25 protein-coding genes are annotated in these 22,846 nt (G+C 34.3%); 15 read left to right on the top strand and 10 right to left on the bottom strand.

What is annotated here, in order from left to right; all coding sequences use genetic code 11:
* Nucleotides 1-87 precede the first annotated feature (87 nt).
* The 3 genes from LC076_RS12505 to thrB are packed head-to-tail and all read left to right on the top strand — an operon-like array spanning nucleotide 88 to nucleotide 3,361.
* Nucleotides 88-1,386: a homoserine dehydrogenase gene (locus LC076_RS12505; RefSeq protein WP_226669434.1), complete on the top strand. Its 1,299-nt coding sequence runs from the start codon at nucleotides 88-90 to the stop codon at nucleotides 1,384-1,386.
* Nucleotides 1,386-2,444, top strand: a complete 1,059-nt coding sequence (gene thrC / locus LC076_RS12510; RefSeq protein ID WP_226669587.1) for a threonine synthase — start codon at nucleotides 1,386-1,388, stop codon at nucleotides 2,442-2,444. Before LC076_RS12505 ends, thrC begins: the two co-directional genes overlap by 1 nt.
* Nucleotides 2,441-3,361, top strand: coding sequence for a homoserine kinase (gene thrB, locus LC076_RS12515; RefSeq protein WP_226669435.1), 921 nt, complete (start codon nucleotides 2,441-2,443; stop codon nucleotides 3,359-3,361). The genes thrC and thrB overlap by 4 nt, the downstream gene beginning before the upstream one ends.
* Nucleotides 3,362-3,425: 64 nt before the next feature.
* Here thrB and LC076_RS12520 read toward each other — a convergent pair whose 3' ends face one another.
* Nucleotides 3,426-3,659, bottom strand: coding sequence for a NifU family protein (locus tag LC076_RS12520; RefSeq protein WP_146948066.1), 234 nt, complete (start codon nucleotides 3,657-3,659; stop codon nucleotides 3,426-3,428).
* Nucleotides 3,660-3,908: 249 nt separating this feature from the next.
* Here LC076_RS12520 and LC076_RS12525 point away from each other — a divergent pair, with 249 nt between their 5' ends.
* Nucleotides 3,909-4,238, top strand: a complete 330-nt coding sequence (locus LC076_RS12525; protein ID WP_226669588.1) for a YuzD family protein — start codon at nucleotides 3,909-3,911, stop codon at nucleotides 4,236-4,238.
* Nucleotides 4,239-4,357: 119 nt separating this feature from the next.
* Here the strand turns inward: LC076_RS12525 and LC076_RS12530 are convergent, their stop codons facing one another.
* Nucleotides 4,358-5,425 (bottom strand): NAD(P)/FAD-dependent oxidoreductase, encoded by a 1,068-nt coding sequence (locus LC076_RS12530; RefSeq protein ID WP_226669436.1) that lies wholly within the window; start codon nucleotides 5,423-5,425, stop codon nucleotides 4,358-4,360.
* Nucleotides 5,426-5,859: 434 nt separating this feature from the next.
* Here LC076_RS12530 and LC076_RS12535 point away from each other — a divergent pair, with 434 nt between their 5' ends.
* Complete coding sequence (locus tag LC076_RS12535; RefSeq protein ID WP_226669437.1) at nucleotides 5,860-6,096, top strand: YuzB family protein; 237 nt, start codon at nucleotides 5,860-5,862, stop codon at nucleotides 6,094-6,096.
* 308 nt (nucleotides 6,097-6,404) lie between these two features.
* Here the strand turns inward: LC076_RS12535 and LC076_RS12540 are convergent, their stop codons facing one another.
* Nucleotides 6,405-7,097, bottom strand: a complete 693-nt coding sequence (locus LC076_RS12540; protein WP_226669438.1) for a DUF2225 domain-containing protein — start codon at nucleotides 7,095-7,097, stop codon at nucleotides 6,405-6,407.
* 235 nt (nucleotides 7,098-7,332) lie between these two features.
* On the opposite strand from LC076_RS12540, the gene dapF reads away from it, so the two are divergent.
* Nucleotides 7,333-8,187, top strand: coding sequence for a diaminopimelate epimerase (gene dapF / locus LC076_RS12545; RefSeq protein ID WP_226669439.1), 855 nt, complete (start codon nucleotides 7,333-7,335; stop codon nucleotides 8,185-8,187).
* Between the two features lie 105 nt (nucleotides 8,188-8,292).
* The gene (locus LC076_RS12550) at nucleotides 8,293-8,655 is read left to right on the top strand and encodes a HesB/IscA family protein (protein ID WP_226669440.1); all 363 of its coding nucleotides are present in this window, start codon (nucleotides 8,293-8,295) and stop codon (nucleotides 8,653-8,655) included.
* A 69-nt stretch (nucleotides 8,656-8,724) separates the two neighbouring features.
* Here the strand turns inward: LC076_RS12550 and yumC are convergent, their stop codons facing one another.
* Nucleotides 8,725-9,717 (bottom strand): ferredoxin--NADP reductase 2, encoded by a 993-nt coding sequence (gene yumC, locus LC076_RS12555; RefSeq protein WP_226669441.1) that lies wholly within the window; start codon nucleotides 9,715-9,717, stop codon nucleotides 8,725-8,727.
* Between the two features lie 609 nt (nucleotides 9,718-10,326).
* Here yumC and LC076_RS12560 point away from each other — a divergent pair.
* The 4 genes from LC076_RS12560 to LC076_RS12575 all read left to right on the top strand — a co-directional run bounded on the left by LC076_RS12560 (nucleotide 10,327) and on the right by LC076_RS12575 (nucleotide 13,773).
* Complete coding sequence (locus LC076_RS12560) at nucleotides 10,327-11,550, top strand: NAD(P)/FAD-dependent oxidoreductase (RefSeq protein ID WP_226669442.1); 1,224 nt, start codon at nucleotides 10,327-10,329, stop codon at nucleotides 11,548-11,550.
* A gap of 520 nt (nucleotides 11,551-12,070) precedes the next feature.
* Complete coding sequence (locus LC076_RS12565) at nucleotides 12,071-12,193, top strand: YuiA family protein (protein ID WP_226669443.1); 123 nt, start codon at nucleotides 12,071-12,073, stop codon at nucleotides 12,191-12,193.
* Between the two features lie 75 nt (nucleotides 12,194-12,268).
* Nucleotides 12,269-12,589, top strand: a complete 321-nt coding sequence (locus LC076_RS12570) for a YuiB family protein (RefSeq protein WP_226669444.1) — start codon at nucleotides 12,269-12,271, stop codon at nucleotides 12,587-12,589.
* Nucleotides 12,590-13,047: 458 nt separating this feature from the next.
* Nucleotides 13,048-13,773, top strand: a complete 726-nt coding sequence (locus LC076_RS12575; RefSeq protein ID WP_226669445.1) for a 3D domain-containing protein — start codon at nucleotides 13,048-13,050, stop codon at nucleotides 13,771-13,773.
* A 68-nt stretch (nucleotides 13,774-13,841) separates the two neighbouring features.
* On the opposite strand, the gene LC076_RS12580 is transcribed toward LC076_RS12575, so the two are convergent.
* Together LC076_RS12580 and LC076_RS12585 are read right to left on the bottom strand one after the other, a co-directional pair.
* Nucleotides 13,842-14,633 carry a cobalamin-binding protein gene (locus tag LC076_RS12580; RefSeq protein WP_226669446.1) on the bottom strand — a complete coding sequence of 264 codons (792 nt, stop codon included), beginning with the start codon at nucleotides 14,631-14,633 and terminating at the stop codon, nucleotides 13,842-13,844.
* Between the two features lie 13 nt (nucleotides 14,634-14,646).
* Nucleotides 14,647-15,126 carry a divergent PAP2 family protein gene (locus LC076_RS12585; protein WP_226669447.1) on the bottom strand — a complete coding sequence of 160 codons (480 nt, stop codon included), beginning with the start codon at nucleotides 15,124-15,126 and terminating at the stop codon, nucleotides 14,647-14,649.
* Between the two features lie 396 nt (nucleotides 15,127-15,522).
* On the opposite strand from LC076_RS12585, the gene LC076_RS12590 reads away from it, so the two are divergent.
* Entirely contained in the window at nucleotides 15,523-17,028 is a 1,506-nt protein-coding gene (locus tag LC076_RS12590) for a leucyl aminopeptidase (protein ID WP_319005522.1), read from the top strand.
* A gap of 757 nt (nucleotides 17,029-17,785) precedes the next feature.
* The gene (locus LC076_RS12595; protein WP_226669449.1) at nucleotides 17,786-19,120 is read left to right on the top strand and encodes a Na+/H+ antiporter family protein; all 1,335 of its coding nucleotides are present in this window, start codon (nucleotides 17,786-17,788) and stop codon (nucleotides 19,118-19,120) included.
* A gap of 359 nt (nucleotides 19,121-19,479) precedes the next feature.
* Here LC076_RS12595 and LC076_RS12600 read toward each other — a convergent pair whose 3' ends face one another.
* Nucleotides 19,480-19,623 (bottom strand): hypothetical protein, encoded by a 144-nt coding sequence (locus LC076_RS12600; RefSeq protein WP_226669450.1) that lies wholly within the window; start codon nucleotides 19,621-19,623, stop codon nucleotides 19,480-19,482.
* A gap of 268 nt (nucleotides 19,624-19,891) precedes the next feature.
* On the opposite strand from LC076_RS12600, the gene LC076_RS12605 reads away from it, so the two are divergent.
* The gene (locus LC076_RS12605) at nucleotides 19,892-20,341 is read left to right on the top strand and encodes a DUF6241 domain-containing protein (protein WP_226669451.1); all 450 of its coding nucleotides are present in this window, start codon (nucleotides 19,892-19,894) and stop codon (nucleotides 20,339-20,341) included.
* 37 nt (nucleotides 20,342-20,378) lie between these two features.
* Here the strand turns inward: LC076_RS12605 and LC076_RS12610 are convergent, their stop codons facing one another.
* Nucleotides 20,379-20,963: a biotin transporter BioY gene (locus LC076_RS12610; RefSeq protein ID WP_226669452.1), complete on the bottom strand. Its 585-nt coding sequence runs from the start codon at nucleotides 20,961-20,963 to the stop codon at nucleotides 20,379-20,381.
* Between the two features lie 123 nt (nucleotides 20,964-21,086).
* Here LC076_RS12610 and LC076_RS12615 point away from each other — a divergent pair, with 123 nt between their 5' ends.
* The gene (locus LC076_RS12615) at nucleotides 21,087-21,686 is read left to right on the top strand and encodes a sulfite oxidase-like oxidoreductase (RefSeq protein WP_226669453.1); all 600 of its coding nucleotides are present in this window, start codon (nucleotides 21,087-21,089) and stop codon (nucleotides 21,684-21,686) included.
* A 306-nt stretch (nucleotides 21,687-21,992) separates the two neighbouring features.
* Here LC076_RS12615 and LC076_RS12620 read toward each other — a convergent pair whose 3' ends face one another.
* Nucleotides 21,993-22,166, bottom strand: coding sequence for a YjfB family protein (locus tag LC076_RS12620; protein ID WP_226669454.1), 174 nt, complete (start codon nucleotides 22,164-22,166; stop codon nucleotides 21,993-21,995).
* 202 nt (nucleotides 22,167-22,368) lie between these two features.
* Nucleotides 22,369-22,560: a hypothetical protein gene (locus LC076_RS12625; protein WP_226669455.1), complete on the bottom strand. Its 192-nt coding sequence runs from the start codon at nucleotides 22,558-22,560 to the stop codon at nucleotides 22,369-22,371.
* Nucleotides 22,561-22,846 lie beyond the last annotated feature (286 nt).

Below are 22,846 nucleotides of genomic sequence, written 5' to 3' on the forward strand. Positions count from 1 at the left end.
AAGCATTTTATAATGACAAGTATATCATTCGTGTCTTTTAAGAGAGTACAGTTGTACTTTATAGATGAACAATAAGGAGTGGGAAGTGTGAAAGCAATTCATGTAGGACTTTTAGGACTTGGAACGGTTGGAAGTGGTGTTGTTAAAATTATCGAAGATCACCAAGATAAATTAATGCACCAAGTTGGTTGTCCTGTAAAGGTAAAAAAGGTGCTTGTTAAAAACATCGAAAAAGATCGTCAAGTTCATATTAGTAAAGAAATGTTAACAACGAACGTTGAGGATGTTATTAACAATCCTGATATAGATGTTGTAATAGAAGTAATGGGTGGGGTTGAGGAAACTCGAGATCACTTAATTAGTGCTCTTAAAGCGAAAAAACATGTTGTAACAGCAAACAAAGATTTAATGGCAGTGTACGGAACAGAACTACTTTCCATTGCGACAGAAAATGGTTGTGATTTATTTTATGAAGCAAGTGTAGCAGGAGGAATCCCGATTTTACGTAGTTTAGTAGATGGTCTAGCATCTGATCGAATTACTAAAATGATGGGTATTGTGAACGGAACAACGAATTTTATATTAACAAAGATGTCTAAGCTTGGAAGTGCTTATGATGAAGTATTAAAGGAAGCACAAGACCTTGGATATGCAGAATCTGATCCAACATCTGATGTAGAAGGACTGGATGCAGCAAGAAAAATGGCCATTCTTGCAAGACTTGGTTTTTCAATGCATGTTGACTTAGAGGATGTTAGTGTGAAGGGGATTTCTAGTGTAACAGATGATGATATTAGTTATAGTAAGCGTCTTGGATATACGATGAAACTAATTGGCATTGCTCAACGAGAGAATGGAAAAATAGAAGTAGCTGTTGAGCCAACACTTCTTCCTGAAACTCATCCATTAGCTGCTGTAAATGATGAGTTTAATGCAGTTTATGTGTATGGAGAAGCTGTTGGTGAAACGATGTTTTACGGACCGGGAGCTGGAAGCCTTCCTACTGCGACAGCCGTTGTGTCTGATTTAGTTGGAGTTATGAAAAATATGAGATTAGGTGTTAACGGTAGAAGTGCAGTTGCACCTCAATTTGCAAAAGAATTAAAGAGTCCTGAACATATTTATGCTCAGCATTTCTTGCGCATAACTGCGAAGGATCAAGTTGGAGCATTTTCAAATATTACTTCACTTTTCTCTGAACGAGGAGTAAGTTTTGAAAAGATTCTTCAGTTACCAATAAAAAATAGTAATCTAGCTGAAATCGTTATTGTGACACATAAAGCTTCACATAGTGATTTTGAAGAAATCTTACAACGTTTAAATGATTTACAGGTTGTAGAAGAAGTGAAAAGTACGTATCGAGTAGAAGGGAACGGATCAATATGATGTGGAAGGGTCTTATTCAAGAGTTCGAAGAATTTTTACCTGTAACAGAAAATACGCCAAAATTAACACTACAAGAGGGAAATACACCTCTTATTCATTTACCTAAGCTTTCTGAAAAGCTAGGAATAGAATTGTATGTAAAAACAGAAGGGACGAATCCTACAGGGTCTTTTAAAGATCGTGGCATGGTTATGGCGGTTGCTAAAGCAAAAGAAGCTGGTAGTGATACAGTGATCTGTGCCTCAACTGGAAATACTTCTGCAGCAGCAGCAGCTTATGCAGCAAGAGCAAATATGAAGTGTATCGTTTTAATTCCAGATGGCAAAATTGCTTTTGGTAAATTAGCGCAAGCAGTTATGTATGGTGCAGAAATTTATGCGATCCAAGGAAATTTTGACCATGCTTTAACTATGGTTCGAAATATTAGTGAAAAACTACCGATTACTCTTGTAAACTCTGTGAATCCTTATCGAATTGAAGGGCAAAAAACAGCAGCGTTTGAAGTGTGTGAACAGCTTGGAAGTGCACCAGATTACCTTGCTATACCAGTAGGGAATGCGGGGAACATCACTGCATACTGGAAAGGATTCAAAGAATATAATGAAAAGAAACAAACAGGTCTTCCGATCATCCATGGTTTCCAAGCAGAAGGAGCAGCAGCAATTGTTCGCGGTGAACCGATTGAAAATCCTGAAACAATTGCGACAGCAATTCGAATTGGTAACCCAGCTAGCTGGGAAACAGCAGTTAAGGCAAAAGAAGAGTCAAACGGTAAAATTGATTCAGTAACAGACGAAGAAATCTTAGAAGCTTATCAGTTAATTGCTCGTGAAGAAGGAGTATTCGCAGAACCAGGTTCATGTGCTTCAATTGCTGGTTTAATTAAACATCGTAAATTAGGTTTGATTAAAGAAGGAAGCAAAGTTGTAGCTGTATTAACTGGTAACGGCCTAAAAGATCCTAACACAGCAATTGACGTTTCTGAAATCAAGCCGGTTGTTTTACCTAATGATGAAGAAGTTTTCTTGCAACAATTGACTGGAGTCGCAGTTCAATGAAAGAAGGAGACATGTTAAAGATTACAGTTCCAGGTAGTACGGCTAATCTCGGACCAGGTTTTGATTCCATTGGCCTAGCACTTGGTAAATATTTAACTCTTGAAGTAAAGGTTGCTGCACAACTCCATTTCATTCCAATGACAGAAGATGTTAAGGATATCCCAACTAATGGAGATAACCTCATTGCTAAAGTTGCTTTGAAAGTAGCATCCATGTATAACAAGCCTTTACCACCTTGTGAGGTAAAGGTTTGGAGTGATATACCAATGGCAAGAGGGATTGGAAGTAGTGCAGCAGCTATCATTGCAGGAATTGAATTAGCTAATCAGCTTTGTCAGCTTCAATTAACGCATGAAGATAAACTAAGAATCGCAAGCCTTGAAGAAGGACATCCAGATAATGTTGGAGCGTCACTTTATGGTGGATTAGTTATTGGTCTTCATGAAGAAGATCAAACAGAAATAATATGTGTGAAGAATATAGAGGTTGATGCAGTAGTTGTTGTGCCAAAATATGAGGTGTTTACTAGTGATGCTAGAAATGTTTTACCTCAAAGCTTGGATTACAAAACAGCTGTTGAAGCTAGTGCCATAAGTAATATGTTGGTTGCAGGTCTTATGACAAATAATTGGTCATTGGTTGGTAAAATGATGAATAAAGATCTATTTCATCAACCTTATCGATCAACACTTATACCTGAAATCAAGTTAGTTCAAGAGAAAATGAATGAATTAGGTGCTTATGGTTCAGCATTAAGTGGAGCTGGACCAACTGTGATTTGTTTTATTGAAAAAGGTAAAGGTCACACTTTAGCTGAAAAATTAGCAGCTGATTTCTCAAATTGTGATGTTGAACATCTAATCATTGATTTAGAAGGTTGCCGAGTGGAACTAAACCAAGAAGTGAAAAGTAGATAACATAAAGCTCTAGTTCTAATTTAACCAAACAAAAAGGACTGACAATTGTCAGTCCTTTTTAATATTAAAATACTTGTTCTACTTCAATAATTCCTGGTACTTCTTCTAATAGTGCACGCTCTATACCAGCTTTTAATGTGATTGTCGAACTTGGGCAGCTTCCACAAGCACCTAAAAGGCGTAGCTTTACAATTCCATCTTCTACATCAACTAATTCACAATCTCCTCCATCGCGAAGTAAGAAGGGACGTAGTTTATCTAATACTTCTTGAACCTGATCATTAATAGTAGCTTCCATTCAAATCAAACTCCTTTCCTTAATCATATTATATTTGAAATGACGCAAAAAATCTAATCGAAAGATTAAAACTCCTTGCCACTTTTTTACTTTTGGATCAACTATGACTAAATTTGAATAAATACGCAATAAATTCTTACTAAGACTATTTTAACACATATATCACTTGAGAAAAATGGTATTTGTAACTAGAGGATGGAAACAAATTCAGTAATAGCATACAATGGAGAAAAAGAAGTGTAGGTGATTATTGTGAAATCTGTAGAAATTTGTGTATATGGAGCAGAGATTCTTTGTCCAAGTTGTGTGAATTTACCTTCTGCTAAGGAAACGTATGAATGGTTAGAAGCAGCGCTTAAAAGGAAGTATGAAGATCAACTATTCACCATTACCTATGTTGATATACATGAGCCTCCAAATGATCCGGAAAAATTGGACTTTGTTGAAAAAATTCTTGATGATGAATACTTTTATCCTCTAGTTGTCATAAATGGTCGTGTCGTTGGAGAGGGAAATCCTAGGTTAAAAAAAATCTATCAAGAAATGGAACAGCATGGATATGTGAGTACCCCTTCTTAATAATTAAGATAAGTTGGTTAACAAATCAACAAAATCTAATCAAAGAGAGGATGCTATTAAGGAGATATGACCATCAGTAAAAAATGGCCAATCTACTCATAGTCATCCTCTTGTGTGGATTATCCGTTATGATACTTGTACATCCATAGTACACCCGATTTGAGTAATCTAGGGACACGACCCATTAAAGGTCTATCGTTAACAAGCCCAAATCCTTGTTTTTTACCTAAAGATCCAAGTACCCCTTTTAGTTTAAATGGTGGAAATGATTCTGGTAGTGGTTGACCACTCCATTTTTTTATTAATACTTGAACAATTTGTTCTGCTTGTGCTTCTGCTAATTGAGCACTTGGTGCGTGAGGAAGACTAGCGCAATCACCTAGGACAAATGTATCTTCGTAATTAGGAATAAAGTGTTGTGTTGTTAAGATGACTCGGCCTTGATTATCCTTTTCGACTGGAAGATCACGGACAACCTGATTAGGCTGAATTCCTGCTGTCCACACAACAACATCACAATCAAACGGATGATCATGATTATAGACGACATTCGGTTCCACTTTTGTAATGTTTGCTCCACTGATAATCTCAACACCATGTTCTGTGAACCATTTTTCAACATAGCTGCTTAGTCGTTCAGGGAAACTTGAGAGGATATGCTTGCTGCGATCAAATAATTTAATATTTAAATCTTTACGACTCTCTCTTAGCTCACTTGCAAGTTCAACACCACTTAAACCAGCACCTACAATTGCTACTGTAGCATCTGCTGATAAGTTATTTAACTTTTGATATGTGCTACGAGATTGGTCAATTGTTTGAATGCTGTAAGTGAATTCCTCTGCACCAGGAACATTATGATATTTATCTTCGCAACCTAAACCGATAATTAAGTCGTCATAAGCAACAGAATCTCCGCCCTCTAATAACACTTCTTTCTTATCAAGATCAACAGATGTAACATTTCCGAATTTCGAATGAAGACGAGGATGCTCTGGAAAAGACACTCGAATATGATGATCAGAAATGGTTCCTGCAGCTAATGCATAGTATTCAGTTTTTAGACAATGATAAGGATTTCTATCAATAAGTGTTATTTGAACATCATCTGGTAATTGGTTTGGTAAAAGTCTTAAAAGAACACGCATTCCACCGTACCCACCACCAAGGATCACTAGGTTTTTCATAGTTAATACCCCTTTTTCCCCACGTTTTTAAAAAGTATGATTTTAGTTATATAATAATTTTATTATAACGAAAAAATGTGGACATGTATCCTATATAATTAGATATATGTTAGTCATTTGTAAATAGTTAAAATAGGAAAAAGAGAAAGTGATTGAACAAAGTCTATCGAATTTTTCATGACTCTCTCTTATACAAAATGCCATAAAAAGTATATCGAATTTCCTATAAAATCACAACACATTCTTTGAAAAAACGTTTTCTTTTATAATAAAATTTAACATACATTAAATAAGTACAACACATTAATTAGTGGCAATAATTTATTCAATAGTATTATTATTTGATAAGAAAATGTTATATATGTAGTGATAATAAAGTTTGACGTAATTGGAGTTACCTATTACGATAGAAAACATATAGAGAGGTGTGAAGAATGAAGCCGATAATTGAATTTTGTATTAGTAATTTGGCGAACGGAGCTCAAGAAGCTTTAGAAAAACTTGAGAAAGACCCAAATTTAGATATTATTGAATATGGCTGCTTAGGATATTGTGGGAAATGCTACAATTCATTATATGCTCTAGTTAATGGTGAAATTGTTACAGGGGACAATCCTGATGGGTTAGTCGAGAATATCTATACGTATTTAGAAGAAAATCCTATGTTTTAAGTAATGGTTTTTTAATAGAGATTTTTATTAAGGCTCTTTTTCTGAAAGATTATTCCTAATTGACCTAATTATGCATGGAGTCATTGTTGTTATAGCAAAATAGGTACTATCTTATGAAGAAAAGATGCCACTATGCTTTATTTAGTGCTGTTTACTTGGAGTTGTTAAAGCAACAAAGTTTACGAAAACAGCCTTTATTAATGAATGAACTGGCATTTATATAGATGGTGAGTCTTCGAACAATATAAAAAGCTGACATTGCAATGAGAAATATTCACCATTGCAGTATCAGCTTTTTATTATATTTATTAGCCTAATTTTTGTTCGCGCATTTCAGACCAACGATCCTTGGCCATTTGTACAATTCCTTTTTCGATCGTATCTCTTTGTTTCTCAATAACTCTTGAGAAATACCTTGTTGCCTGTGCTTGGTTGTCAATGCGACGGCTAAGCTCTCCAATTAGATATAATAATTTAACTTCTGATAAATGAGTTTCTGAATAATCATTGTTCATATAAGATTTAATGTATTCATCTAATGCAAGACGTAAGAAGCGATGTTCTTCTTCAAAATTAATTTCTTCTGTACGATATAACCATGATAATCGTAAGTAAAGTCCTGCAAGAGCAATATGTTTTTCCTTTTTAATTGTGGCACAGTAGATTGCAAGTTTGTATGAATTAATTGCAGTTTCTAAAGAACGTTCTTCACAATAAAATGTCGCCTTCCAATTATCGGAAATTTTTTCTTTGATTGAATCTATAGTCCCAGGAGGGAAGTAATTATTAAATTCTTCTGAAGAAGAAAACCCACATGTAGGACAGACTTGGACATAATATAAAAGTGGATTGATCTTTGTTGATATATAAAAAGAACAAAAATCAGTATCATGTTTATGAGCGCGAATGTACCTAGAAAGGACCTTTTTTGTTGTATAGGATGTTTTACAAATATAACAATCAACCTTCCTATCATATAAATAATCAAGGTTTTTTTCCATTCGGATCACTTCCTTTTACCTATAAAATTCATTACTATTTTACTGATATGTAAAGTATACCAAATTAATGAGCAAAAAGAACTAGTTTTATGGAATAATTTTATATGAAAGCAAAAAATAAAAGCCCTCTGTTACAAACAGTGAGCTTTTACTTATATAAAACGGGGGATATTTATATTGTGTTCATATTTCCAACATTTTATACTAATAAAAACAAAGAATTTTGGAGGCAGCGATGAACTCATTTCAATTTACGAAAATGCACGGATTAGGAAACAATTATATTTATGTTAATACTTTTGAAGAACATCTAGTGGAAGAAACACTTCCTGAAATAGCACGAGAGGTGTCAAATATTAATACTGGTATTGGATCTGATGGTTTAATACTTATATGTCCGTCAGATAAAGCAGATGTAAAAATGAGAATATTTAATAATGATGGATCTGAAGGTAAAAACTGTGGAAATGGGTTACGCTGTGTAGCAAAGTATGCCTATGAACATAAATTAGTGACAAAGACGAACTTTAAAATTGAAACGTTATCTGGATTAGTTGAAGCTCGATTAGAAATTAAGGACGGTTTAGTTAAATTAATTACAGTAGATATGGGTGAACCGAGGTTGTTAATGTCACAAATCCCAATGCTTGGTGATGGAGAAAAGGCGATTAATGAGGAAATGATTTTTGGTGATCATGTGTTAAGAGGAACAACAGTATCTATGGGGAACCCACATGTTATCTTCTATGTTGATGATATTAATCAAGCTCCTGTTACGACATTGGGTCCAATCATTGAAAAGGATAATCGCTTTCCAGAAGGCATTAATGTTGAGTTTGTTGAAGTGGTATCAAAAAATGAGCTGCATTTTAGAGTATGGGAAAGAGGATCAGGTGTTACTCAAGCTTGCGGAACAGGTGCATGTGCAGCAGTTGTATCTTCAGTATTGAATAATCATACTGTCCAAGGTGAGTTAACAACAGTTCATTTAGCAGGAGGAGACCTTCATATTAATTGGACTTCAGATGGAAATGTACTTATGACTGGCCCAGCAGAAATTATCTGTACAGGTACCTTTTATCTATCGTAACTACTAGAATGTAGTAGCCTGATCAGTTCAAATATTTGAGTGTTTGCATACCTTAGATGTATAATGAATAGATAAACCTTTCACAAAAAGCAAGGAGGTTAAATAATGACTGAGATTGTTAATATAAGTGAAGCAGCTGCTTTTCAAATAAAAGATATGATGAAAGAAAGTGAAGAAGAACAAGCGTATCTTCGAGTTGGAGTAAAAGGTGGAGGCTGTAGTGGTCTTTCTTATGGCATGGGTTTTGAACATGAAATAACTGAGGAAGATGAAGTGTTAAAACAGCATGGCTTAACGATTCTTATCAAAAAAGAGGACACACCTATCCTCAATGGTACACAAATAGATTATAAGCAATCGATGATGGGTGGAGGATTTACAATAGAAAATCCTAACGCAATCGCAAACTGTGGTTGTGGTTCATCATTTAGAACAGCAGCTAATACAGGAACACCAGAGGAATGCTAATTATAAAAAACGACTGACTATAGTCTATAGTCAGTCGTTTTTTCATGAAATTAAGGTGAGTTCACTACTTTAGTTAAATAAGCTCGTGCTGTGTAGTGGTTGTACTTTAGCTTTTGGATCCATGTATGCTTTTGCATTATTTACAGCGGTTGGTGCTTCGCCAAAACCACTTGCTATTAAGTTTACCTTGCCATCATATGTACAAATATCTCCTGCAGCATAGATACCTTCAATATTTGTTTCCATCTTAGAGTTAACAACAATTGAATTCTTCTCGATTTCTAATCCCCAATTTTTAATTGGACCTAGTGAAGAAACAAATCCGTAGTTGATAATGAGATCATCGATATCAAGGACTTTTTTACGATCTCCTTTAACTTCTTCTAATACAAGCTGCTGAATCGATTGTTCTCCAACTAACTCTGTTGGAACAAATGGTGTGACAACATCCACTTTTGAATTCATTAATAATTCAACACTATGTTCATGAGCTCGAAATTTATCTCGTCTATGAATGAGAGAAACACTTTCTGCTATCGGTTCAAGCATTAGTGCCCAATCTACTGCAGAATCTCCTCCACCACAAAGAGCAACCTTTTTTCCAGCGAATTTATTTAAATCATCAACAAAATAATGTAAGTTTTCTTTTTCATACTTAGTGGCATCTTCAATTTCAAGCTTTCGAGGTTTAAATGCCCCGTTTCCTGCAGTAATGATGATTGTTTTTGTATAGTGTATTTCACTATTTGTTGTTAATTTAAATATACCGTCCGCTTGTTTTTCAACTTCTTCAACAGCTTGTTCTAAAGATATAGTTGGTGTGAACTGGTTCATTTGTTCTTTTAGATTATCTACAAGCTCCTGTGCTCTTACTTTAGGAAAGCCTGCTACATCATATATATATTTTTCAGGATATAATGCAGAAAGTTGACCACCTAATTGAGGGAGACTTTCAATAATTTTCACACTTGCCTGTCGCATTCCACCATAAAAAGCTGTAAATAGTCCAACAGGGCCACCACCAATGATGGTTATATCATAAATCTTAGTATCTTCTTTCACATGTCATCCTCCTTTTGATTTTTACAAATTCCTTTGCTGAAATTCTACCATAATAACCTTCAACATTACATTTACTTTCCCTTTTCATGGTACTAATATGACAGATATTATTTACAAATAAACACAGAAAAAGCAAACAATTTTTATTATATTTGTTACTTTGTACGATCTAGGCTCTAAGTGATCATCATTAGAACAAAATTTGCTGTTTGTTACCACCATGCTTGTTAAAAGTACATATTTTTTGATTTATTATCACTCTACATTGGATGCGTATTTCCTTACATTATTATAGTTTTCTCATAGAATTATTAGTGTTTGGTACAATTTTTCCATAAAAGTGGTAAGTATTATACATCTATTTAACGAAAAAACAAACCATGTTGTTAGAAAAAATTACTTGAAAAAATATGAGTAAATAGATAAGATGGTTTATAGGTGTAATTATATATTTATACGTTTAAAAATAGAAATTTATATTCGTATGTTTTGTTAAGTGAATGATTTCACAAAGTTTTATTGTTGAAATCAAAATAAAAAGTTGTATTTCAGTGGATTATAGTAAATAGACATAATTCGAGTTTTACAACAACTTTAGAGTAAAGGTGGATGTTTTCGTTGAGAAAGCCAAGAATTGTCGTATTAGGTGCAGGTTATGGTGGATTAATTACAGTCACACGATTACAAAAACAAATCGGTGTAGACGAAGCAGAAATTACATTAGTAAATAAAAATGATTATCACTATGAAACAACATGGTTACATGAAGCTTCAGCAGGTACTTTGCACCATGATAAAGCTCGTTATCAAATTAAAGATATCATTGATAACAGTCGTGTGAACTTTGTTCAAGATACAGTTGTTTCGATCGATAAAGAAGCAAAAAAAGTGGTTTTGGAAAATGGCCAAGTAGAATATGACTATTTAGTTATTTCTTTAGGTGCTCATCCAGAAACATTTGGTATCCAAGGATTAAAAGAGTTTGCATTTGGTATCACTAGCATTGATTCTGCTCGTCAATTACGAGAGCATATTGAATATCAATTCGCTACATATAACATGGAAGCGGAGAAAAAAGATGAGCGCCTAACTATTGTTGTAGGTGGAGCAGGCTTCACAGGCATTGAATTCCTTGGTGAATTAGGAAATAGAATCCCAGAGCTATGCAAAGAGTACGACGTAGACTTTAATAAAGTACGTATTATCTGTGTTGAGGCAGCACCAACAGCTTTACCTGGATTTGATCCTGAATTAGTCGATTACGCAGTTAATCACCTACAGAAAAAAGGCGTAGAATTTATGATCGGTACAGCAATTAAAGAGTGTATTGAAGAAGGTATCATCGTAGCTAAAGGTGAAGAGCTTGAAACTATTAAAGCTGGCACTGTTGTATGGGCTGCTGGTGTACGTGGTAATAGTGTTGTTGAAGAAGCAGGTTTTGAAAACATGCGTGGTCGTGTAAAAGTTGATGGTTTCTTACGTGCTCCAGGTCATGATGATGTATTTATCATTGGTGATTGTGCATTAATTATTAACGAAGAAATCAATCGTCCATATCCTCCTACAGCTCAAATTGCTATGCAGCAAGGTGAGGTATGTGCTAAAAACTTATCTGTAGCGATTCGTGAGCGCGGTGAAATGGCTACATTTACTCCGGATATTAAAGGATCTGTTGCATCATTAGGAGAACATGATGCAGTTGGTGTAGTATTTGGGAAAAAATTAGTTGGTACAAAAGCTTCATTTATGAAAAAGATGATCGATAACCGCGCATTATTTATGGTTGGTGGACCATCATTAGTTGTGAAAAAAGGAAAATTTAATATTCTATAATATCCATTCGCTCTATTATAGTTTACGTTAATAATAAGAGATCTCTTCTTCTCTTCTGGATATTAACATTAGATTATAACTGATCAGAATAAAGGTTTGAATTAATAAGAAGAACAAGAGTGAATGCTCTTGTTCTTCTTTCTATTTTGGCTATTTCATTACTTTTCATTGGTTCTTTACCTTTTTTTATTGCTGGAAGGCGTAAGTCCCGAGGAAAGCAAGCGACTGGAGTGATAATGAAGCCTTGGTTAAGAAAACCATAAATTTAAAAAAGGTAGAACCTTTCATTATCGATTCATTATTGAACAACACTTCTTTTATTAGATTTTTCCATTGATGTTGCATAGAACCTTAAAAATTTCTAAATTTTCTAAAAAATACGATAGTAAGTGTAAGTTAGAGAAAAAAGTTGATGTATTCGCTTACATGATCTTTTTTGTCAGAATATCTCCCTTTATAATTATCAGAATAATTGATATATTATCAAGAAACAATTCATTTCCTAAAGGGGAGACGTACAATGAATACAACGACGGTAGAAACCAAGGAATGTCCTTATTGCTCAGGAAAAGGGTATTTTCAATTAATGCTTGGTGGATCTGAAACATGTGGAAGTTGTGATGGAACAGGAAAGAAGTCATAAAACGTTCACTGACTTTTAATTGACTGTCCATCAATCGTCCATTACACTAATAATGGTGTAATGGAGGTGATGGCGATGTTAAGCTTACCTGTTTTATTAATATCTATGCTTTTATTTTTAGTTTTGTTTTTCGGTATTGGATTTTTATTAAATATGCTATTACGTATGTCATGGATCATGGCAATTATATATCCTATTGTTTGTATCTTTATTATAGATAATGTAAGATTTATAGAATATTTCCAAAATCCTAGTGATTCTTTTACTGCGTTAGGTAACAAAATCACTTCACTAGCTCTTGCAGATTTATTAATTTTATCTTCAGGATTAGTTGGTGCGTTTCTTGCTGGTATTACGATAAAAATGCTTCGTAAACGAGGCTATCAAATGTTTTAAACATATACTTAGAATAAACCTCACACCTTTAATGGTGTGAGGTTTATTTGTGCTTATTATACATATGTCTTATTTATAAAATAGAAAAGCTCTTTTCTGAAAGATTGTTGCTGATGGACCTATTATGCAGTGGAAAAATTGTTGTTATAGCAAAAGGTACTATCCTATGAAGAAAAGATGCCACTATGCTTTATATCATGCTGTAAACTTGGATTTGTTAAAGTAACATAGTTTAGGAAAAAGGCCTTAAGATAAAAGGGCTAAAACTATACTAATGTACACACTTATCTTTTGTGAGAATTGCTAAATATTACACACACAATATGGAAATCCAGCTGAAAATAAAAATGTAAAAATATTCCTGTTAAACTGCTAAAATATTTTTTTTCATGATTTATGCATACTTTCTTGCAAATTAGGGAACGAATAGATTTGTGAGAGGAGTGGACAGGAATTATATGATAAGTATAAAGAGAGTAAGTAAAAGAATTATTATGACGTTACTATTTTTAGGTGCACTAACCACTACATTTGAAGCCATATCAGGTGTTAAAGCGAAGGATATTGCAAATTGGTATGGTTATGATTATTTAAGTACAGGAAATACCGATAGTGTTGATCAATCAAGTGATAAAGATACATTTAGGTTTTTGGGACTTACATTTAAATCCCTTAGAAGTGAACCAACTGTGACGAAAGAGATATCATCAAGTGTAGAAGCTGTAAATCAAGATGTTTCATTGGAGGAAGATTTTGATTGGTCTAAGTATCCTGCTAAAAAAGTAATTGCAACGGGATACACAGCGGGTGTGGAATCAACAGGTAAAAGCCCAGATCATCCAAGCTATGGGATTACATATTCAGGTGTTAAGGTAAAACGTGATTTATACTCGACTGTTGCTGCAGATTTAGATGTTTTTCCACTTGGAACAATTTTATTCATTCCAGGTTACGGCTTTGGTGTTGTAGCAGACAAAGGTGGAGCCATTAAGGGAGACAAATTGGATCTCTATTATGAAACAGTTAGTGAAGTATATAATGATTGGGGTAAAAAACATTTAGATGTCTATATTGTCGAAATGGGTGACGGAAAAATCACAGAGCAACAATTAGAAAAATTAAATAATGAAGAATCCATGCAAGTTTTTAGACAAAAATTTATTAAAGATAAAACAAAAAGCTAATGGGTCTAGCCCATTAGCTTTTCTCAAGAATAATATTGAAATTCACACACTCCTAAAGCATTGAATCATTATTCTTTAGGAGTAGGGTATAAATTAGGATGCAATAAATGAGCAAGCTTTTGTAAACCTGACAGTAGTCTTGGAGATGGGCGACAGAATAAAGACTCTTCTAACAGATGAATATGTCCATTTTTTATAGCTTGTAAGTCGTGAGCGTTCTTTCTTTTTAAAACATGTGAAGGCTTCATCTTCGATTGTTTCACACCTACCCACGATAAACAGATATGTTCAGGGTTTCTGCTAAAAACATCTTCCCAATTTGTTTGCACACTTGCTAATTCAATATCATCAAAAATATTTTTTGCTCCTGCTAATTCACTAAGCTCGGTTAACCAATTGATTTTACCCGGAGTGAAAATAGGGTTTGGCCACCATTCAAAATAAACTGTTGTTGGTTGTTGAATGTTAGCTGAGATCGAACGATATGTATTAAGAGTATGATTATATTTCTTTAAAACCTCTCTTGTTTCCACTTCTTTTCCAGTGGCTTTTCCTAATGTTTCAAGATTATTTGCGATATCTTGAAATGATTGTGGGTTAAAAACAATGTGAGGAATTTTACGAGCTTCCAGCTCTACTACATTTTTTTCCATTCCTGGTACACTTAAAGAAGCTAACACTAAATCCGGTTGATATGATTCAAGCAAATCCATATTAATTGAAAGATCTGGACCAAGCCTTGGAAGATGATTTAAATCTAATGGCCAGTCAGAAAAATCATCTAGTGCAACAAGATCATCCTTTAACCCTAAATAGACCGCAAGCTCTGTATTACTTGGACAAATAGAAATAAGTCTCAAACTATCCCTCCTTTTAAAGTGTAAAAATGAAATGTAGTAAAAGTGCTAAGGTAATGCCGGTTAATCCACCAAAAAACACTTCGATTGGCTGATGACCTAAAAGCTCCTTCAACTTCTTTTGTTTATCTTTCACTTCTTTATTTGGCCATACTTTCGCTTCTTCAACAAAGGTATTAAAATCAAGCACTAATTGGTTCAAAACAGTTGCTTGCTCACCTGCATGTCTTCTTACTCCAGTAGCATCAAACATTGTAATAATAGCAAAAACAGCTGCTATCGCAAAAATAGAAGAATCTAATCCATGATCAAGTGCTACACCTGTAGCGAGAGCAGTAACAGCTGCTGAATGGGAGCTAGGCATACCACCAGTACTTGTGACAAGAGACCAGTCCCACTTTCTTGTCGCAATAAACAAAATAGGTACCTTAACAAATTGTGCAAAGAAAATAGCTGATAATGCTGCAATTAAAGGGAAATTTAGAAATAGTTCCAAGATGAGTGCTCCTTTCATGTGAAAAACATTGACTTGAGTTGCTTACAATTTTAAATAAAACAATCAGTTTGATACAATAAAATAGAAATACTTGTAGAAAACAAAATATTTATTTATGTATGTCATTTCAAAGCTAGTAAACAATAAAAATGATTTTTCTCATTATAGCATATCTTCTAATTCTATCCTTATAATGAGAATAAAGTTATAGACTCTAGCTCTGTTAAATGAGGGTGTTGTTTTCCGTTACTGATTCCGAGCTTTCAGAAAATGTTATGGAATTTTCGTGTAAACTGTGCGCCTGTGAGATCACCCTTAGACTTAATATACTCTAATTTTCTACACCTTGTATTTTTTGGGTTATTTGTTTTTAAAATTTCTATGGAGGTGTTGTTAGTGTTTCAAGTACATAATCAGCTTAATTTAGAAAATCAGCACGAAACTCTTGTGATTGGTTTATTTCAACAAAACAATAAATTATCAGGTATCTTAGCAGATTTGGATCAACATTTAGAAGGTCAACTTTCAGTTTTAATAAAAGATGGTGACTTATCTGCAAAAAGAAAAACCATTACTAAAATACATACCCTTGGAAAGCTTCCTGTAAAACGTATTTATATAGTGGGATTAGGTAAAGAAAAATTGTTGGATTTCCAATCGGTTAAAGAAGTGTTCGGTAAAGTATTCCAAACAGTTCAAGAGATAAAAGTTCAAGAACTCACAGTTGCATTAGAAACATTTGTTGCAGCGAATCTTGACCAAAATGAAGCAGCTCACGCATTAGCTGAAGCATTTGCTTTATCAACATATAAGATACAAGATTACAAACAAAAAACAAATGAGCCAGAAACTAAGATCGAAACCATTCATATTGCCGTTGATACAGAGGAGACTGGTGAAATTAAATCTAGTCTAGAGATTGGATATGCGTTTGGTCAAGGCACAAATAGTGCAAGAACATTAACAAATATGCCACCAAATCTTTTAACCGCAACAGAACTTGCATCATATTCGATTGAATTGGCAAAGAAATATCAATTTGATTATGAAATTCTTGAAAAGGATGAAATGGAACGACTTGGAATGGGAGCGTTATTAGCTGTAAATAAAGGTTCAGAAGAGCCCCCAAAAATGATTGTTTTAAAATACCAAGGTAAAGAAGAGTGGACAGATGTTATTGGTTTGGTAGGAAAAGGGATTACCTACGATACAGGAGGCTATTCAATAAAACCAAAAGATGGAATTGTTGGGATGAAAACAGATATGGGTGGAGCTGCATCTGTGCTTGGAGCCATGGAGATTATTGGTGAAATCAAGCCAGAACAAAATGTTGTTGCTGTCATCCCATCTACCGATAATATGATCAGTGGCGGTGCCTTTAAGCCTGATGATGTTATTGTTTCGCTAAGTGGAAAAACGATTGAGGTATTAAACACAGATGCTGAAGGACGACTTGCTCTTGCTGATGGAGTGACATATGCAAAACATCATGGCGCAAATTATTTAGTAGATGTTGCAACACTAACTGGAGGAGTAATCATTGCCTTAGGTACTGATACGACAGGCGCAATGACGAACAATGAACCATTATTTGAACAAATTCTTCAAGCATCACATGAATGTGAAGAACCGGTTTGGCGCTTACCAATATTCGAAAAAGATAAAAAGCGCGTTCGTAATAGTAAAATGGCAGACCTAAACAACTCACCAGGTCGTGAAGGTCATGCGATAATGGCTGGAGCCTTTATCGGAGAATTTGCTGAAGAAACACCATGGGTTCACCTCGACATAGCAGGAACAGCTACAACATCAAAAGAAACTGACCTAGGTCCATCAGGTGCAACAGGTGTGATGGCTAGGACATTAGCTACATTTGTTGAACGTTTTGAGGTTAATGAATAAATTGTTTTGTAGAAAGAACTTCCTTATTTGTAAGTAATTTATGGTCGCTAGGAAGTCACAAACTATAGAAATAACAATTAAAAAAACATACCAAAAAAGCTTGAGGAGTTTATTTTAACCTCAAGCTTTTTTTCCGTTAATAGGCACGGTGTTTACTTCGCAATTAAAATGCCATATTTTAGATATCTGTGCTGGTTAGTTATTATGTTTCTGAATTACTATCTTTTAGAGAAGGGATTAATTTAAAATGTTAGGTAGTACCGTATTCGTTACATTTCGCTTCAGACACTTGCTTTCCGCAGGGAGGAAGCTGAGCCTCCTCGGCTTCGCCTGTGGGGTCTCAGCCTTTCCTCTACACCTGCAGGAGTCAAGTGTCTTCCGCTCCATTACACTAAGGTTATAGAAATAGTTTAATAGAACAATCTTAATAAAAAAAAGAACCTACAAATAAAATAAGTTAAAGTGTATTTCTTCAATTTACTTAAACCAAGATAGTTTACAAAGGAGTTCTTAATTTTGAATATAGTTCAGACAATTTAAAAAGGTTATCTAAGTATCTCATTTTTGTTATTTAACACTATTGACATAGTTTTTCAAAGTCTTCAAAATCTTGATCTTTACATGAAGAAGCAATAGATCAGTTTATCACAATAATAAAATCCTATTGACATAATAAAAAAAGCTATGTTAAATTATACTCTGTTATTTTATTTCTCTACCATATTAGCAAACTAAAGGATTTTTGGAGGTCTACATCATGAACGCTGTTATCATCGCAGTTTTAGTTATGCTTATTTTAAGCTTAGTAAGAATAAATGTTGTCTTTGCCCTTGTAATTGGTGCACTTATTGGCGGGCTCACCGGAGGTTTAGATATAGCTACAACAATCCAAACCTTTACAAATGGTCTTGGAGGTAACGCTACAGTTGCGTTAAGTTATGCATTGCTAGGTGCATTTGCGGTTGCATTATCAAAAACAGGGTTACCTGATGCCATTGTAGAAGGTGCGATTAAATTAGTTGGTCGTGAAGGGGAAGCAAGACGAAAAACTCTTTCTAAAGTTTTGCTCGTTTTAATGATTCTTACCATATCGATTTTTTCACAAAATGTCATACCTGTTCATATTGCGTTTATCCCAGTTCTTATTCCACCATTATTGAAAGTTCTAAACGAGCTACAAGTGGACCGTCGCTTAATTGCAACTGTCATCACATTTGGTTTAGTTACACCTTACATGTTTTTACCAGTAGGTTTTGGTGCGATCTTTCATGAAATTATGCAAACAAACATGGAACAAAATGGTCTTGTTGTCTCTTTAGCTGATATTCCAGCAGCCATGTCTATTCCAGCGATTGGAATGGTTTTAGGATTATTAACAGCAATATTTATATCTTATCGTAAGAAAAGAACATATGAAACTCGTGAAGTAGCCCGGCAGGAAGCGAGTCATACTTATACAGCTAAAAGTCTTGTAATCGCTATTGTAGCCATTATCGTGTCACTTTCCGTTCAGCTTTATCTTTCACAGCAGCTGGGTGTTGAAGGGATGATATTTGGGGCATTAGCTGGTGTAGTAGTGATTTATCTAGGAGGGTCACTTAAACGATCGGAAGCAGATGTAATAATGACAAATGGGATGAAAATGATGGCATTTATCGGTTTTGTTATGATTACAGCATCTGGTTTTGCAAGTGTCTTAAAAGAAACAGGACATGTTGAATTGTTAGTGGAAGATGCTGCTAGCTTAATAGGTGGTAATCAAGCAATAGGTGCTTTATTAATGTTGCTTGTTGGGTTATTAGTTACAATGGGAATTGGATCTTCCTTCTCCACAATACCTATTATCACAACAATTTTTGTTCCATTAAGTTTAGAATTAGGGTTAAGTCCCATGGCGACAATTGCGATCGTGGGTACTGCTGCAGCATTAGGTGACGCTGGTTCACCTGCATCTGATAGTACTTTAGGTCCTACATCTGGTCTAGCAGCGGATGGTAATCATAATCATATTTGGGATACATGTGTACCAACTTTTATTCATTATAATATTCCACTCATTTTATTTGGATGGATTGCAGCAATTATTTTATAAATAAAGAAGAGGCTGGGACATAAGTATTTAAACTAATGATAAATCCGAATTATAAGGTGATATTTCAATTAATCATTCGCCTAATAGTTCGGATTTTTATTTGACGTTTTCAATAGATTTTTTTGGTTTTGTAAACTTATTTTTACGAACTAGTGGAATGGAGCGGAAGATACTCGGGCACCTACGGGAATAGAGGAAAGGCTGAGACCCCGTAGGCATGCCGAGGAGGCTTAGCTTCCTCCCCGTGGAAAGCGAGTGTCTGCAGCGCAATGGAACGAACTTGTTTCTTCAGCTTAACTGAATTTAGATTTATTCTCTTTTTGTATAACTTCTTTAATTATGTCCAAGCCCATTTTCGTCTATTTCATTCTCTCCAGTAACTCCTCATCATCCCACTCTAGTATTTGGTCTACTAATTCGGGATTTTTTTCTATCAATTCTTTCTCTAATTCTTCTCTATCTTTTATATCTAAGAAATATCTTTTTAATAATAAAGCTTTCATCTCGACTCACCCTCTTTGTTTACTATACTATCTTTATTGACAAAACTAGAATATATTATACATTGAAATTTGAAAAATAGTAAAAGTGATAGGGAAGATTTTTCGACAAAGCTTTCTCTTGTATCGTAGTTTTAGGCATTGTATCATTAAATTAGCCTATTATTGGGAGGTCTTTTAACTGATTTGGATCAAAGAACACAAATTATTAGTTTCTAGTATTATTATTATATCCATCTTTTTAGGAGTGTTTGGAGTTATATTAGTAGATATGATTGATAATCAACCTGCTTCTTCATCACAAACAGTTGAGAAGAATGATGTTGATAATAAAGAAGGTAAGGATTCTACTAATGAAACGATTGTAACTGGAAATCCCTTTGGAAAAGGTAAATCTACTTTGTCAGAGGAAGATATTCTTAATTATATGCATGGAATGTCACATCAAAAAGTTATAGCAGAGGAAAAGTGGCTTCACTATGAAATGACAAGTGAGAGGATTCAGTACTTGATTGGTGTAATTGAAAGCGGGGACTATAAAAACAAAGACAAATATCTGACTATCCTCAATAAATGGAAAGATGGTAATTTTTCTGAAGCTGATAAAGATCATAATGTTATTTGGAGCTTACAAGGTGGAACGGTAGGGGAAGCGACAGGAGTTATGAGTGCTGAACAGGAAGAGAGCTATTTGGAAACGTATGAGGGTAAGATTCAGTAGATAAAATAAAAAGACAGCGTTTTTGCTGTCTTTTTGTTTACGCAGCTATTCTTTTACTTGTCGCCTTTGTTACGGCAAAATATATACGTGGTGCTATAGCAGCGCCAAGAATAGTGAAAGCAATATCTTTGACCATAAACCATAACATCACAATCCATGCCGCACCATATGACATATGGGCATTAATCCAGACATTTAGAGCTAGCCACATGTACGTCGTCCCCACTACGTAAATCGTAGCAATTCCAACAAAAGAGGCAGTATAGAAAGCAGATGGTTTCTTCTCTTTACTTAACTCCAACACTTTACCCACTAAAAATGCAGTAACAATATAAGATAGTATAAATCCGCCAGTACTTCCAAAAATAACACCAATACCACCGCTGAATTGTGCGAACACAGGCGCTCCAGCTATTCCTACCAATGCATAAATCGTCATAGAAAGTGCACCAAGGCGACTACCTAGTAGTAAACCTGCTAAAATACAGAAAAATGGTTGCATTGATAATGGTACACCTGCTACTTCAAGAAAAGGTGCCCAAGAAGTAATGTTTGCGCCAACTGCCATTAACGCGGCAAACATACCAACTAATGAAATATCATATGTACTTAATTTTTTCATCTTAACTCCCCCTTAGATATAATGATTATGATTAATATCTATAGTTAGAATAATCGAGAAAAAAAATTATGTCAACTTAATTCTAAATATAGTTAACAAATGAGAAAGGAGAGTTTTCTTTATATGTATTTTGGAAAAAAGAAAAACAGAGATAATCAGTCAGAAAGAGTTCCACCAAATCAAAATGTGACCACAACATTTCCTGTTTTACATTCAGGAAATGTGCCTTATTATACAGATCTGTCAAAATGGAATCTACAAGTATATGGGCTTGTTGATAATCCAAAGTTATTTACAATAGAGGATATCATGACTTTTCCTCAAACGGATTTATTAAATGATATTCATTGTGTAACAGGTTGGTCAAAGCTTGATGCAAACTGGCAAGGAGTTAAAACTCAAGATTTAGTAGTAGATGTGAAAATCAAATCTACCGCAAAGTTTGTTATTCTACACGCAGAAGAAGGCTGGACAACAAATCTTTCTATCAGTGATTTCTTAAAAGAAACAAGCCTTATTGCTCATTCATTTGATCATAAAAAATTAACACCTGAACATGGCTATCCACTTAGAGGTGTTTTTCCTCACTTGTATTTTTGGAAAAGCGCAAAATGGTTAAGAGGTATACAATTTACCGAGCATAACCATCCTGGATTTTGGGAGAGAAATGGTTATCATATGGAGGGAGATCCTTTTAAAGAACAAAGATTTAGTTATGACTGATTAAGCTTGGTTTTTTGAAGAAGATTATTTTGAGTGGTTAAAAGCAACAAGGTTTACGAAATTGGCCTTTATTAAAGATGAGTGAGCAAGACATAGATGTGTTATGGAGAATAAGCTGCATATGTTGTTTTGACTAGTCTTGCCCAATAAGGTTAATGGTGGTCAAAATTGTTTAATATTATAACAAAATAATGTGAGAAGATTTAGTGTTATTTCGACAACCTGTAAAATTTTTGTAGTATTTTAACACGAAGAAGCTGTAGAAACTGCAAAACTGACTCATGATTATGAGTCAGTTTTAAGTGATTAAGCCTTAAAATCAACTGATTTTCCAAGGCTAGGGTGAGGTGCTTCTAACATCTTGAGCATCTGCTCACTTGTTTGTTGAGATGCGTCCATTGTTTTCTTTGCTAAAGCAATGCTAATACTTTGACCTAATGAAGCTTGTTTCATTCCAATAGATAAAGCAGCTATATCCATAGAATTCACCTCCATTATAAATATCGGTAAGTTCTTGGATTTATGTAATAGCAAAGTCGATTTTCACTAAGTTTGTTCTTATGGGAAATAATTAGAACCAAGTAAGCCTTTTAAAATACCAATGTCTACAAAAAAAGCTTAGTAAATAATGTCCATAAAGAAAAACAAGAGCAATCCATTGGAAAGCTCTTGTAGGGTTTTATTAAACTTCTTCTAAAATATTTACTGTCTGACTACATTGATTCAGTGCTGCCTCTACAGTTTGTAATGAACTTTGGATCTTTTCTCGATTAGAATCTTTTTCTACTGTTTGAAGAGCATTCTGTAGAGACGTTTTCGCAGTTTCTAAGGCTGAGTATGAATCTTGAACATAACCTCTTGCATTTTTTTGCATATAGAATCCTCCTTTTGTAGATAAAAAAGTGAAAAAATCTTGTTTTGCTTTTCTAGCTTTAGGCACCATCAAATCAAAGTTATATGACTATTTGTAACCAGAAAGTTAAACAACTATTTTTTTGACCAAATGTTTTTAATTGTCGCCTAAAACTATCTTAGCTTGCAGATTTTCTTATCAAAGTTAGTTTGTGAAAAAATAGCAAAAATATGTTCCTTCTTTTAAAAAAGGCTGTTTTCGTAAACTTTGTTGCTTTAACAACTCCAAGTAAACAGCACTATTTAAA

Origin of the sequence: Metabacillus litoralis (genome assembly GCF_020524045.1) — a bacterium.
In the GTDB taxonomy this organism is placed as follows: domain Bacteria; phylum Bacillota; class Bacilli; order Bacillales; family Bacillaceae; genus Metabacillus; species Metabacillus litoralis_C.